The organism is Vibrio sp. R10-SG3-ISO10, from assembly GCF_059834185.1.
The window spans coordinates 98,575-111,904 of record NZ_JCBDHG010000011.1 but is presented as its reverse complement, the minus strand read 5'-3'; the positions used below and the strand labels follow the sequence as shown (position 1 = coordinate 111,904).

General features: G+C 42.9%; 13 protein-coding genes. 4 read left to right on the top strand and 9 right to left on the bottom strand.

All coding sequences use genetic code 11. The annotated features are described in order from the left end of the window. Window positions 1-313: 313 nt before the first annotated feature. The 4 genes from AC6R16_RS05285 to AC6R16_RS05270 form a co-directional block, all read right to left on the bottom strand. Window positions 314-1,012: a DUF1223 domain-containing protein gene (locus AC6R16_RS05285; RefSeq protein ID WP_500641010.1), complete on the bottom strand. Its 699-nt coding sequence runs from the start codon at window positions 1,010-1,012 to the stop codon at window positions 314-316. A 129-nt stretch (window positions 1,013-1,141) separates the two neighbouring features. Further along, window positions 1,142-1,333, bottom strand: a complete 192-nt coding sequence (locus tag AC6R16_RS05280; protein ID WP_004742675.1) for a hypothetical protein — start codon at window positions 1,331-1,333, stop codon at window positions 1,142-1,144. Window positions 1,334-1,619: 286 nt separating this feature from the next. Then, entirely contained in the window at window positions 1,620-2,579 is a 960-nt protein-coding gene (locus tag AC6R16_RS05275; protein WP_239856160.1) for a TerC/Alx family metal homeostasis membrane protein, read from the bottom strand. Window positions 2,580-3,077: 498 nt separating this feature from the next. Then, window positions 3,078-4,829 (bottom strand): bifunctional metallophosphatase/5'-nucleotidase, encoded by a 1,752-nt coding sequence (locus AC6R16_RS05270; protein ID WP_500673803.1) that lies wholly within the window; start codon window positions 4,827-4,829, stop codon window positions 3,078-3,080. A 231-nt stretch (window positions 4,830-5,060) separates the two neighbouring features. Between AC6R16_RS05270 and AC6R16_RS05265 the strand changes: the two genes are divergently transcribed. Beyond that, complete coding sequence (locus tag AC6R16_RS05265; protein ID WP_500641008.1) at window positions 5,061-6,692, top strand: ATP-dependent endonuclease; 1,632 nt, start codon at window positions 5,061-5,063, stop codon at window positions 6,690-6,692. A 111-nt stretch (window positions 6,693-6,803) separates the two neighbouring features. On the opposite strand, the gene AC6R16_RS05260 is transcribed toward AC6R16_RS05265, so the two are convergent. Together AC6R16_RS05260 and AC6R16_RS05255 are read right to left on the bottom strand one after the other, a co-directional pair. Beyond that, window positions 6,804-7,289 carry a DUF1097 domain-containing protein gene (locus AC6R16_RS05260; RefSeq protein WP_500673802.1) on the bottom strand — a complete coding sequence of 162 codons (486 nt, stop codon included), beginning with the start codon at window positions 7,287-7,289 and terminating at the stop codon, window positions 6,804-6,806. A 165-nt stretch (window positions 7,290-7,454) separates the two neighbouring features. After that, on the bottom strand, window positions 7,455-8,360 hold the full coding sequence (locus AC6R16_RS05255) for a LysR substrate-binding domain-containing protein (protein ID WP_049846217.1): 906 nt from the start codon (window positions 8,358-8,360) through the stop codon (window positions 7,455-7,457). Between the two features lie 250 nt (window positions 8,361-8,610). On the opposite strand from AC6R16_RS05255, the gene focA reads away from it, so the two are divergent. Beyond that, window positions 8,611-10,059, top strand: coding sequence for a formate transporter FocA (focA, locus tag AC6R16_RS05250; protein ID WP_500673801.1), 1,449 nt, complete (start codon window positions 8,611-8,613; stop codon window positions 10,057-10,059). Window positions 10,060-10,171: 112 nt separating this feature from the next. On the opposite strand, the gene AC6R16_RS05245 is transcribed toward focA, so the two are convergent. The 3 genes from AC6R16_RS05245 to AC6R16_RS05235 form a co-directional block, all read right to left on the bottom strand. Further along, window positions 10,172-10,741: a YceI family protein gene (locus AC6R16_RS05245; protein WP_004748099.1), complete on the bottom strand. Its 570-nt coding sequence runs from the start codon at window positions 10,739-10,741 to the stop codon at window positions 10,172-10,174. Further along, window positions 10,738-11,277 carry a cytochrome b gene (locus AC6R16_RS05240; RefSeq protein ID WP_500673800.1) on the bottom strand — a complete coding sequence of 180 codons (540 nt, stop codon included), beginning with the start codon at window positions 11,275-11,277 and terminating at the stop codon, window positions 10,738-10,740. Before AC6R16_RS05240 ends, AC6R16_RS05245 begins: the two co-directional genes overlap by 4 nt. A 141-nt stretch (window positions 11,278-11,418) precedes the next feature. Beyond that, the gene (locus AC6R16_RS05235; RefSeq protein WP_038197765.1) at window positions 11,419-11,667 is read right to left on the bottom strand and encodes a DUF2164 domain-containing protein; all 249 of its coding nucleotides are present in this window, start codon (window positions 11,665-11,667) and stop codon (window positions 11,419-11,421) included. A 103-nt stretch (window positions 11,668-11,770) separates the two neighbouring features. Between AC6R16_RS05235 and AC6R16_RS05230 the strand changes: the two genes are divergently transcribed. Continuing rightward, entirely contained in the window at window positions 11,771-12,406 is a 636-nt protein-coding gene (locus AC6R16_RS05230; protein WP_239854648.1) for a hypothetical protein, read from the top strand. A 76-nt stretch (window positions 12,407-12,482) separates the two neighbouring features. Continuing rightward, entirely contained in the window at window positions 12,483-13,271 is a 789-nt protein-coding gene (locus AC6R16_RS05225) for a lipase family protein (RefSeq protein WP_500673799.1), read from the top strand. Window positions 13,272-13,330 lie beyond the last annotated feature (59 nt).

Here is a 13,330-nt window from a genome sequence, read left to right as displayed (position 1 = left end):
TTTTAAATTCACGTTCTAAGGTCAAACTTGTTGAAATAAAGTCACAAAACCTCAGGTTTACGTTATATTTGGATATCAAAATCTCACCTCATCCTATAAAACCTCTCTCATAGGCGTAGACAAAAAGGAGTAGAACTGTTTTTGGATTGAATCTCACATAGCTAAGGCTGAATTCGATCGGAACATTACACTCATGTGGCACATAGAGTGAGGAAAGTGGCACTTTGTAGCAGTAGATGGCCGATTATCTGTAGGATTACAACAATGTGCCTCAAATATGAGAATTATGATCTAGTACGTGTTCTAGCGAAAGTTACTCTATCTTGCCAGCAACTGTCTGAATTCGATTGAAACTTCCAACTGGAGTGATCCACGCAGCAACGGCATCTATATCGCTCAAGTTCCCTTCATAAGTAAAAGTCCAATGACCTTCTGAAGAGCGAGCTTGTGATCGGCTTACTGCGATAAAATCATGCTCTAGAGTCCTTCCTCTGTTTTCACCTGCTCGAATCTGCGTCGTTTGATTGTTTGAAAGAAAGATGATCGTTGCATCCAATGTCGAGTCATCATCGTATTTCAGTTGGAAAGCATTATCCTTTCTTACTAAGGTCAAGCGTTTTGCCGCAGTTTGCTCGTTTTCAGGCAGCTTCCTGTTTACCCAATTGAAAAAGCCTCGCCACTCTTTACCGTCGACGACAAAACCGGGAGTGTAAACACTTCCCACTACATCATAAGCGTTATACAGGCGTTGTAATTGGGAGAACTCTGGCTTAGCAAACTTATCTTTCCATCCGAGATAATCCCAATAATCTACGTGATAAACTACAGGGATAAGCTCGTCCCACAAGCCACTATTATTTTCAAATTTAGAGATGTATTTGTCTGCTGGTGGGCAGCTAGAACACCCCTCTGAGGTAAACAGTTCTACTACCTGAGCTGGCTGTCCTTCGTTAACCCAGATTTGGCCCGCGGATACGGTAGATACAACGGAGAGAGCGATCAAAGCGGTCATCATCAAATCCTTTCTGTGATACTTTTACTTATCTGAAGAGATTGACCGCCTGATGTTCGATTTAATTTCCTGAAAGCAAAAAAAAACGCTAGCGTTCTGCTAGCGTTTTAGTGAAATCTGAAATCGAAATTAACGATAAAGACCAATATCTTTCTGCATATGACCCGATAGATCACTCGCATAGTGAGAGCGAGGTTCACTGTTGTCAGTGAAAAGAATATCTAATAGGTGTGCAATCAATCCTTTGAAAGAAACCGCGTAGGTTTTTTTATCCATAGAGATAGGAGCTTCGATGTTACCGATTTGCATTGCTTGTGCCATGATTGCCTCTCTATAAACTGTGTAATTCGTTTTGATGCGGCAATATTAAGCAATAATTTACTGCTCAAAAAATGACTATTTTTATATTTTCGGATTAGTTTTACTTATAAAACAAACCATTAACAACGCGCCTTACCCATTATGCAAGCTAAGTGAATAGTATTTCATTACAACCCGCAAGATCTGAATTATTATTTTCTGAACAATAAAAAAGCCGCCCTCAGATCACAAATATTTTACAACATAATTGGTTTTACTGGCGGCTAGTCAGTTTTAAATTATTAGTTTATTTATCAACAACTACATTAGTTTTCATTGACTCATTTCTCTGCTTAATGACAGAAGCTATAACGGCAATTGTCATCGTCGTTAGCAGAACCAATAAAGAGACGACCGTCGGGATTTCCCACTCTGAACCAACAAGCATCATCTTGATACCGATGAAAACCATGATGAAAGACAGAGCCGGTTTAAGATAGATAAACTTATCCATCATACCTTGTAAAACGAAGTACAAAGAGCGTAAACCAAGTAATGCAAATACGTTAGCTGCTAGCACTAAGAACGGTTCTCTTGTTACCGCAAATATCGCTGGAATTGAATCAAGCGCAAACATAACATCCATAAACGCAATAACCGCAATCACAATGAACATTGGAGTCGCAATACGCTTACCCTGCTCTACGATTGTCAGAGCGTTGCCTCTATAGCTTTCACTTACCGGAATAAATCGGCGTATAATTCGCTCAGGTAGTGGGTTGATTTCTTCATCCCCTTTATCTCTCGCAAGCTGGATACCTGTCCAGATGAGGAATAACGCAAACACATATAGTACCCAGTGGTACTGAGCAAGCAGTTGAGCCCCCACAGCAATCATTATCGCACGTAAGATCAGCGCACCTATCACACCCCATAGTAGAGCGCGTGGGCGTAGGTGTTCAGGAACTGCATACTGATGGAAAATAATCGCGAACACGAACAGGTTATCGACACTTAACGACTTTTCTAACAAATAGCCAGTGATAAATGAAACGGTCGCTTTCTCAGCTGTGTACTCACTACCCGGTGCATAGAAATCCCAGAATAAGTAGATGGTAGCTGCAAACAAAAACGCTAAAGCGAACCAAAATACGCTCCAAACCGCTGCTTTCTTGATCGTGATTTGTCCACCGCGCGTTTGCCATATATCAAGCGCAACAAGGGCTAGTGTCAGTATGCCGAAGCTAAAGTAAGTAATTGGGGTCATAAATCCTCCAGAGGCGGAGGGATCGGATGTATATTGAAGTGTGACGATCCCTACCGCAAACAAACACTCTACCCCAATGTTTTTAAACACTGGTGTAGCATTTGATTACGTTGGTCTCGTCGAAATACTGCCTGATAGCGATTATCAGCAATACTTATACTTACCGGATAGAACTGCGTCTAACGAGATGACGATAAGTAAACCAGAGGCGACTACTCCCCAAACAAGGCGAATACTATTCCTAAATTGAGCGTGAGTCCATATTAAAAATCAAAAAGGAGCAAATTATTTGCTCCTTTTCCACTGCGTTCCTGCGGTGATATTTGTGACGGTAACATTGGCTTATATGGCCCTATACTCCACCGACAGGAATAAAGTAGACCAGTGCAGACCAAACGCCAACCCAGCTAACGACGACGGCAACATCTATCCAATCTTTACTCCACATAATACCCTCCTTTGAGTACTATTTATTCGTAGCACGAACCCATGGAGTATTTAGCAACCTTTATGCCATCGTTGGATAATCACGTCACTCACGTCACGGTTTAATACTTCTGGTTTGTCTGTGAGTAGGTTGATAAAGCAATCGGCCATAGAATGAGTCGTGACTACGCCTTCATCTTCCATGTTGCTGATAGCTTCATAACCTTCTTTCCCCTTCATGGTATAGGCGGAAGACGTTCCTATATAGAGGCGTTCGCTCTCTATTTGCTGCCATTCTCCGCTTTCGTTTTTCAGTTCAAGATGAGTTATTCGCTGGCCTTTTTGCTTTGAAGGTTGATACTCAAAGCGCAGATTATGGGTATAGGGATAAGAGCCGTCTCCTGTCCCTTCAATACCATTATTTAATGCATTATCTAACGCACCTTCGAGAATAAGCGGCAAGTATTGACCTTTAATCGTGTACACACCGATAGGAACGGCAAAAGGCAGGAGCCTACCGGCAACATCAGCCACTGAGATATCCCCAGGGTTAATTGAGTTTCGGACACCACCCGCATTATGAATCGCAAAATCAACGCTAAACCCGCATTGTTTCATCGCGTAGGTAAAGGACTCAGCGACAAGCGGCGCAAGCTCACTAGCACCTTGTTCATCAGGCACGCGGACATGACGCAGTTTTCTATCGGCGCTAGCGATAATCTTGCGCTGTAACTCGCGAACTTGCGTGGTGTATTTGTCGTTGAGAATATTTTGAACAGAAATGTCTTTTTTACACACAACCACATTTGGGTGGTTATCAATAAAGCTTCTCGCGGCGTGGTAAGGCACTTCGTTATGCGTTTCGTTCATGCTTGCATCGATGAACAATCTGCGCCCGAGCAATAACTCATTTTGCCCTTTGAAAGAAACTAAAGCCCCTTGTGTATCAAACTCTAAGTCACAATGGCCAATTGACAGCGCGTGGAACCCTGCTTGAACAACATGAGTTTGGTTCACTTTAATTCCGTACTCATCTTCCTTAGCAAGACCTAGCCCGCTAAAGTCACCCTGTAACCTATGACTGTGCCCACCGACAATAACACTGATTCCATCAACGTGTTTTGGCAGTTCCAAGTCCGCTTCGTAGCCCATATGACTGAGCAAAATGATTTTGTTAATCCCTGCTTTATGGATCTGTTCTACTGTGTTCTTGGCGGTTTCAATCGAATTAATAAAAGGCGTGTCCCAATCTGGGTTTGAGATATCCGCCATCTTATCTAAAGCTAACGAAAATATAGCAACGCTGTCGTCACCTATTTGCTTCTCTATCCAATTGGCTGATTTGTTTTGTCCATCGAAGCTTACGATGGTCGGGTTATCTGATAGTCGACTCGTTTTTTCAAGCAGTTCATTGCTCAGATCCCAATTGCCCGCTAGCAACGGGAACTTGATTAATTTAGCGAATTGAGCAACGGGTTCGTTACCCATGTCTAACTCATGATTGCCGAGAGCCATAGCATCTATTTGTAGCTCATTGAGCATGGTGGCGTTAGCTTCGCCTTTAAACAGTGAAAAATAGAGTGTGCCTTGAAAACAATCACCGGCGTGTAAAAATAAAAACTCTGAACCACTTTCACTCGCTTCACTTCGTAGTTGGTTGACACGTGTCTTTATACGGGCAAAACCACCAGCGCTGACAAATGGCGAAAGTGCTTTGCCGTCAACATCAATGGTAAGTTGTAATGAAGTGGGTTCGAAATAGGAATGGGTATCGTTAATGTGAGCTAGTCTTAATTTAGTTATTTTATTGTTTTTATCTGTCATATCTTCTCTCTCTTTTCACATTATCCTACCGTATTCCATATGACAGAATCATTATATTTCACACTTAATTTAAATATGGCGTTCCATATACATAGTTTTCTGAGATATTTGTCATTATTGAGCAAGACTTAATCACAAACGAAGTTATGCTTTGGATTGTGACCTAAACGCCTGCTGACACACAAGTTTTCGATTATGCTTAAATTAACCACAGCGTAATGGAGCCACTCTATGAAGCTAGAGCGAATAGAAATTTCTGGTTTTCGCGGAATAAAACGTCTTTCTATTGCATTTGATGAATTAACCACACTTATTGGTGAGAATACCTGGGGCAAATCATCGTTACTTGACGCGCTGTCTGTCGCGCTACCGCCTGAAGGCCTCCCCTATAGCTTCGAGCTTACAGATTTTCATGTCGATTACTCAATTGCCCACCCACAGAGTCAGCACCTACAGATTGTTCTAAGCTTAGTGTCAACGGACAAGAATGAGATCAATTCCGGACGTTATAGGAAGATCAAACCGGTATGGGTACAAGATCCGCAAGGGACAAACCGAATCATCTACCGTCTTAGCGCCTCTAGAGACCAATACGATATCAAAACCAACTACACATTCCTCGATTTGGAAGGGAATCCAATCCCCCTGCACCATTCTGAAAAGCTTGCACAAGAGTTAATGACGCTCCACCCAGTGATCAGACTACGCGATTCAAGGCGATTCGAACGCCCAATCGCCGATGCTAAAGACGTGAATGCGCGTGTAGAGAAACGTATTGATAATACCTGTCGACGATTGATGGCGATTCCCGGCCATGTGAACAAAGGCGAGATGCGCAGTAGTCTTAATTCAATGAATGCGTTAGTTGAGCACTATTTCTCGTTTAAATCGAACTCACGTAAAAATTTACGTAAGCAGCGTGACGGGATCTTCTTTAATGCATCTCCAGGCTCGAAAAGTATTTCTCAGGTTGTTGAGGAAACCAAAGACAAGCAGACTCGTTTATTGTTTATGGGCTTACTCAATGCTTATTTGCAAGCTAAAGGGCCGACAACGTTAAGACGTTGTGCTCGACCTCTTTTGATCATCGAGGACCCAGAAGGTCGACTCCACCCCACGCATCTATCTAGAGCATGGGGGTTGTTGCAGCTTTTGCCAATGCAAAAAATCCTGACCACTAATAGTGGCGAACTGCTTGGGCAAGTACCTCTCGCGAGTATCCGTCGCCTAGTTCGACTTTCTGACCGAACGATCACAAAATACATTCCCGACCAAGGGTTAGGCAAAGACGAGTTAAGACGCATCGGTTTTCATATCCGCTTCCATCGCTCTGGTGCACTTTTTGCTCGTTGTTGGCTGTTGGTTGAGGGGGAAACAGAAGTCTGGTTATTCAACGAATTAGCCAACCAATGCGGCTATAACCTCGCTGCTGAAGGGGTTCAAATCATTGAATTTGCGCAATCGGGTTTAAAGTCTCTGATCAAAGTAGCAAAAGCATTTGGCATCGATTGGCATGTGGTAACGGATGGCGACGCCGCGGGTAAGAAATATGCCGCAGCGGTGAAGGCTCAGCTGGACAACGATCAACAAAGACACCGGCTTACCGAACTGCCTGACCGAGACATAGAACACTACTTATACAACAATGGGTTTGAACCTTTCTTTAAGAATATGGTGCGCATTCCATTAGACCACCCGATACCTGCCAAAAAGGTAGTGACTCGAGTTCTGAAAAAGTTTGCCAAGCCTGATCTCGCTCTAGCAATCGTCACTCACTGTGAGAGCCAAGGTATCGAAGGGATTCCTATATTACTACGATGGACCTTAAAACGTGTCGTCACAATGGCTAACGGTAATACATAAAAAAGCGGCATCTAATCATTAGATGCCGCGTATCAAAAATGCTGCTGATACAAATCAATCGGGGGTAATCCTAAACAACGTCGGTTATGTTGCTAGGATGAGCATCAAAGGCTAAGAGCGCGTCTGTAGACCTGCATTAGCCTGAGATTGAGTCGACTTTTGATGAACCCACATACCACTCGCTTTCATTAAGTAGCCGAAGATACCACCTAAGATCAAAGAAGGTATAACAAGTTTCCAATTACCATCTGCAGCGAATGTTGCACAAGAACCTATAAAGGTACCTGGAATGTAACCTAGCCAAGATTGTTTAGCTTGCACGCACATGAAGAACGCAACAACTGCAGTAATGACATAGCCGAGGATCTCAAGCGAGGCAAATTGCGAAGCATGAATAATCACCATCGCCCAAAATACACCACTCATATTCGTTATCAAACTTACTGATAGCCCTTTTAAGCCGTCATTTGGTGAAGCAAAATAGCTGGTACAGCCTAAGAAACCTGCCCAAGATAGCAGCCCTAAAGAGATAGCTACCCATCCCCATAATCCGGATAAAATGCCTGTAGTAAGTGAAATTGCGACAAGAGTGCTCATTACGCCTCGCTCAGTGTGTGGTTTCACACATCAAAAGTACAAGTGCGCATAATAGGTAAAATATCGACACCCAAGTAATACATTGATCACATTATCAAAGCAACAGAACATTAATAGATCATTGTTATTGTGATGCAATCGTTATTTCAACAGTTTTAGTAAATACTAAAGAACCGATGGTTTACCTTTCATCATTCTAGCCCCCTCTCTTTTAATACACTCTACTAGCGGGTTTTCGACCATATCAGCGCGCCAAACAAACGAGAGCGTTCGTTCCATCGTAAGCTCAGGAACATTGAGTGCCACTAGCTGTCCGCTTTCAATTGAGCGTTCAACATCTAGATAAGGTAAACAGGTAAGATACTGGCCATTTTCGACCATACTGCGCAAAACAGGAACATGCTCATATTCACGCCAGACATCTAAGTCTTCAATAAGATGGTGAATAGAACTATCAAATATCATTCTTGTACCGCTACCATGCTCTCTCAGCACCCAACGGGCTTGTTCAAGCTGTGCAAGGCTTACGGTTTCGTGGCGCGCAAACGGATGATGGGCTGCGGCAACTACCGTCAAATGATCTCGACACCACACCTCTTGGTTTAATCGGTTGTCGTCACAGCGACCTTCGATAATCCCGATGTCATATTTATAGTCAAGTACGCCCTGTAAAACGCTGTCAGTACTTTTCACTTTGAGTGAAATGCGCATCTCTGGAAATGAATTATCAATAATACTGATAAGGTCTGGCACTAAGTGTTCCGCTGGGGTTTGGCTTGCGCCTAGCTTTAAATGCCCACTTAATAAGTGTTGCTCGTAAAAACCCATTTCGATCTGCTGAGCATCTTGCAACAAGCGTTTTGCTTTTGGTCGTAACCACATTCCCCAGTGTGTAAGCGCCATTTGCTTGCCTTGCCTTTCAAATAAAGGTCTGCCGAGCATCTTTTCTAATTGAGCGAGCGACATACTGGTCGCCGATTGCGTTAACGCAAGCTTATCGGCAGCCAAACTTACACTTCCCGTATCAGCAACAGCATCAAAAACTGCGAGCTGTTTTAATGAATATCGCATAGCGCTCCTATCCTTGTTTCCAATATTGAGTTGTTGTCTGTAACACTCTGATCTCCCGCTTATTGCACTCCCAATAAGCAAGTCGTTTCATTTTACCTATCAAACTATCCTTATCAATATTTTTGATGTGGTTTTTAAAAATTATCAATTTTACCTGTAGTTGTCAGTTACCTATTCTGATTTGGCAGCGAACATTACCTCGCTGAATTTGTAAGGAGGTTTACTATGAAATTTGCATTTGGGAGTGGTTATGGCGTCAGCACAAACGAATAATCAATACTTTTCGCCCATCGAGATGATGGCTGAAGCTGAAAAATTTGCTCTCAGTAAAGCAAAGAAAAGCAGCGGAATGACGTTAAGTCTTGCCATTATGGCAGGCGCATTCATTGGTCTCGCGTTTTTGTTCTACATCACGGTGACAACCGGCAGTGCCGAAGCTGGATGGGGATTGAGCCGTTTAGCTGGCGGCCTTGCTTTTAGCATGGGGCTTATTCTTATTGTGATTTGCGGTGGAGAGTTATTTACCAGCTCTGTCCTATCAAGCATTTCATGGGCGAACAAACAAATTAGCTTTAGCAAGATGCTTTCTATTTGGGGCAAAGTTTACCTTGGTAACTTTATTGGAGCCATGCTGCTACTCGTTATCGTTTCTGCAGCTGGTCTGTATCAAATGGATCACGGCCAGTGGGGTCTCAATGCTCTAAACATCGCGCAACATAAATTGCACCATACTCCTGTTCAAGCTTTTGCTCTGGGCGTTCTGTGTAACTTACTGGTTTGTTTGGCTATATGGCTCACTTTCAGCAGTGCCAATGCGATGACAAAAGCAGCAATGACCATCATGCCAGTTGCGATGTTTGTTTCAAGTGGCTTTGAACACTGCGTCGCAAACATGTTTATGGTGCCGTTGGGTATCGTTATTCACAACTTCGCACCAGAAAGTTTCTGGCAGCAAATCGGAGTCGCGTCCACTCAATATGCTGACCTCAACATTCAACAATTTGTCTTCGCCAACCTTATTCCTGTCACGTTAGGAAACATCGTCGGCGGCTCTGTACTCGTCGGATTGGCTAACTGGGGAATCTATCGTCGCCCACAGTTGAAAGCGGCAAATGTACACGCAATCACTACAACAACTCAGATTAATTCGGCTAAGGAAATCACTATGAACAGCAACATTACTGCATCAGCAATCATGAACCAGCAACCTCTAGTACTACGTGCAGAAATGCCAACGTCAGTGGCGATCGATACTCTGCTAGACAACCATCAAGTCAGTGCCCCGGTTTGTGACGTTGAAGGTCGGTTAGTCGGGTTCTTCTCAGCTCATGACGTCATGGTTGATCTTTGGTGCCAAGATTACATTCCAGCTCAAGACCAGAAAGTCGTCGACATTATGTCACGAGACGTTGTTGCCATCGATGCTAATGACAAGTTGGTCGATATTGCTGAGTTCTTGTGCATTGATAAAGAACAGCTTTACCCAACGACTAGCATGGGGATTGCCACTCAGTTCACGACACTTTCTTTAGAAGAGCGTGCTAAAGCAATGAAAGTAAGTAAACCGCATGTGCTGCCAGTGTTGGATAACGGCGCATTAGTTGGTGTGATTTCACGTGAACATGTATTAGGTGCTCTTCGCCCTATCTATGGTGAGCGCGTAAATGTCGTAGAACAGCGCGAACTTGAATCAGCATAAAGGTAAGACCTAACAACGATATGGCTAGATTTTTGGTTAGGAAATAAGTCGCTTGACCAAAAAAGCCCCCAACGTAAGTTGGGGGCTATTTTGTCGTTAAGCAGTAAATGGATTACTTCTTGATACCTTCTACGTGTAGTTCCATATCAACGTAGCTTGATGCACCCATCACTGGAATATTGAAGTCTGCAAGCTCTAGGCGAGTTGAGCCTAAGAAACCAGCACGTTCACCACCCCAAGGGTCTTGACCTGCACCGATGAAGGTCGCATCAATAGTAATTGGTTTAGTTACACCGTGTAGGTTTAGGTCACCATTAACTTCAAGCTTACCATTGCCTTTGTCGACAACACTTGTACTAGTGAATGTCGCAGTAGAGTACTTCGACGCATCAATAAAATCCGAGCTACGAATGTGCTTATCACGCTCTGCATGGTTTGAATCTAGACTTGTCGTATCTACATTCACTGTCACTTTTGATGCAGCAACGTTGGCTGGGTCGTAAGAAAATTCGCCATCAAATGTGTTAAAACGACCTTGAATAAAGCTGTAGCCTAGGTGACTAACTTTGAAGTTAACCGAAGCGTGAGCACCTTTTGTATCGATCATGTAATCCGCCGCGCTTGCACCAAATGGTAATGCCATTACCATTGCTAATCCGGTAGCAAATAACGTTTTTTTCATTTTGAAGCTCCTATCATTTTGCGTAGCGTGTTGTCTTTATTAATAAAGTGGTGTTTCAAAGCCGCAATAGCATGCACTGCAGCAATAATAATCAGTGACCAAGCAGCGTAAAAGTGAACTTGACCTGCGATGTCAGCTTGGTTTTCAAACAAGGCACCTAAACCTGGTACTGTAAACCAAGTGAATACATCGATGCCTCGTCCATCTTCAGTAGAGATTAAATACCCTGAGGCAAAGAGTGCCAAAAGTATCGCGTACATTCCTAAGTGAGCCAGCTTGGCACCAATGATCTCATAGGCGGCTCCTTCAACTTTAGGTGACACCGTCACTATTTTCCAAAAGAGTCTAAATAGGGTTAATCCCGCCAATAACAAACCAATGGATTTATGCCAATGAGGTGCTGTGCGGTACCACTCACTGTAGTAAGACAAATCAACCATCCATAGACCTACAGCAAACAAACCTATAATCACTAATGCAGAGATCCAATGAACCCCTCTCGCGACCAAGTTGTAGTTTTTTACTTCCGATTTCATCTGACAGTCCTAAAAGTTAATGACTCTTGTTTTAATTCAGAGTACATATCTCATCTTTCTTGCAACAGATTATTTACCATTCTTTACATAAGCGAAATGTCTTTAGCTTGATTAAGTCGTTCGAAATTTTTGAAGGAACTTTTAAAACTCACTTTCTTGTTCTATTTCGTAGATTTCATCTGCGATATCAATAATTTTCCTTTCGATTATCGATTGCGCGTCTGACAGTCCTTTGTTGTAAAACGCAGCGCCAAATTTGCTAACAATGAAGTCAAAAAGAAAGTCTGCATCGAACTGCCCAATTTCAATATCAAGCTCTTCTTCTATATAGCTTTGAAGTTCTCTCGACATCGCCTGCTTTTGTTGTGATGTAAATTCAATCTTAGACATAAACCCTTCAAGTCCCTTATTATTTTGCCGATTAAGTGTAACGAAAGTTAACTAGCGCGTGTTAGGCTAGTATCGCATATTGCTCATTATGGAGAGATGGATCTTGTTATTGGATGTGCTGGTTCAAAGTGTTAATGAATTTCAGGCCGATTGTATGGCGTTGTGTGAAAAACACTATCCGACCATTCACAACAAAGGGATGAGTGAGCATCACTTGGGTCTCGCATTTGCTCGACGATTGTCGCGCACGCTCACAGAGTTTGGGCACGATTATGAATACAAACCTCTCGACAGCAATCCAAGTGCTGATTTCCCACACCACTATCGAGTTAGCTCTGAGATCGGAACCGTATGGGTACTCACCTCTCACTTAGTCAGTGCCGGACCATCATGTCGTAAAAAACTGTTCAGAACGATTGCTCAGTGGCAGGAAGAATATGGATATGCTGTTCAGCCCAACGATCTTTTGCTTCTGCTGACCGACCACTGGATTACTCGTAATAAGCAAAGCCGTGAGTTACTTCATTGGTGGACTGGGCAGCTACCCGATGAGATTGACGAATATCGTATTCAAGGAATAACACTTTATGAGAGCGAGTCGCTACTCGCACAGTCTCTAGAGCAACATTTCAGCATCAGCCCATACTTTGTAAAATTTACTCATCCACTAAAGAGAGCGACAGATAAGCAGCTTGTTAGAAAATACATCCAACTCTACTCGGTTATCCAACTAAGTTAATTAAACGCTTTGTCACAACACATTCACTGTTTTCTATCATACTAATAAGGGGATTGTGTCTGCCTAAGAGTATCGAGTGAAGACGTTAAAGCGCTATCAGTATGAAAGGTACGCAGTGCTGTGTAACCTTGCCTATCACCCCTTCCTTCGTCAAACCCAATATGGTTTTTCACCCAAGGGACAAAAAGTTATCTGTAATCGTTTTGGACAGCCAATGATTCGCGTGCTCTGGCATGATGACAAAGAAGAGGCGATTGTTGTTATTAAAGGGTCACATAATCCTTATGACTGGCTGCTAAATCTCGCACTATGGCAACGTTGTTGTCAGGAATTCGAACTCCCTTATTCTATACATGCTGGATATCACTTTTTACTTCGCCAAGAAAGTCAGCCTAAACGAAATGAACAACTAACAGGCACCAGTGTCATCGACAGCCTGTTCACTACTCTTGAAAAACTGGTTGCAGGTGGGAAACGTATTACATTTACCGGCCATTCATCAGGTGGAGCTTTAGGCTGCGTACTCGCCGATAAGCTAGAGAGACAAAGCCCCAAAAGCATCAAACGTGTTGTTACCTTTGGCCAGCCCGCGATTGGGGGATATCAGTTTGGCAATCACTATCTTCTTTCTCATAAAACATATCGTATATGCTGTGATTTAGACATCGTCACTTTTCTTCCCCCTATACCTTATATCTATTCCCACGTTGGTAAGATGCTGTGGCTGTATAACGGAAAAATACACGAGAATACACCGACATGGCGAAGGCTATCGTTATCAATCGTGTCTTGGGTGATGCGTCCCTTTTCTTACCACTTAATGTCTAAATATATTCGCAATAAAGATTTCTTTGATGAACGTTGATGAGAGCTTCGCCCAAAAATCTAGTGATTCAATGAGAGTTATGTTTTGTTACTTTTCAA

Coding starts and splice junctions, on each gene's coding strand:
- AC6R16_RS05285 (WP_500641010.1), bottom strand. CDS start 1,012: ATGACCGCTTTGATCGCTCTCTCCGTTGTATCTACCGTATCCGCGGGC.
- AC6R16_RS05235 (WP_038197765.1), bottom strand. CDS start 11,667: ATGTCTAAGATTGAATTTACATCACAACAAAAGCAGGCGATGTCGAGA.
- AC6R16_RS05265 (WP_500641008.1), top strand. CDS start 5,061: ATGAAGCTAGAGCGAATAGAAATTTCTGGTTTTCGCGGAATAAAACGT.
- AC6R16_RS05240 (WP_500673800.1), bottom strand. CDS start 11,277: ATGAAATCGGAAGTAAAAAACTACAACTTGGTCGCGAGAGGGGTTCAT.
- focA (WP_500673801.1), top strand. CDS start 8,611: ATGGCGTCAGCACAAACGAATAATCAATACTTTTCGCCCATCGAGATG.
- AC6R16_RS05280 (WP_004742675.1), bottom strand. CDS start 1,333: ATGGCACAAGCAATGCAAATCGGTAACATCGAAGCTCCTATCTCTATG.
- AC6R16_RS05275 (WP_239856160.1), bottom strand. CDS start 2,579: ATGACCCCAATTACTTACTTTAGCTTCGGCATACTGACACTAGCCCTT.
- AC6R16_RS05255 (WP_049846217.1), bottom strand. CDS start 8,360: ATGCGATATTCATTAAAACAGCTCGCAGTTTTTGATGCTGTTGCTGAT.
- AC6R16_RS05245 (WP_004748099.1), bottom strand. CDS start 10,741: ATGAAAAAAACGTTATTTGCTACCGGATTAGCAATGGTAATGGCATTA.
- AC6R16_RS05270 (WP_500673803.1), bottom strand. CDS start 4,829: ATGACAGATAAAAACAATAAAATAACTAAATTAAGACTAGCTCACATT.
- AC6R16_RS05260 (WP_500673802.1), bottom strand. CDS start 7,289: ATGAGCACTCTTGTCGCAATTTCACTTACTACAGGCATTTTATCCGGA.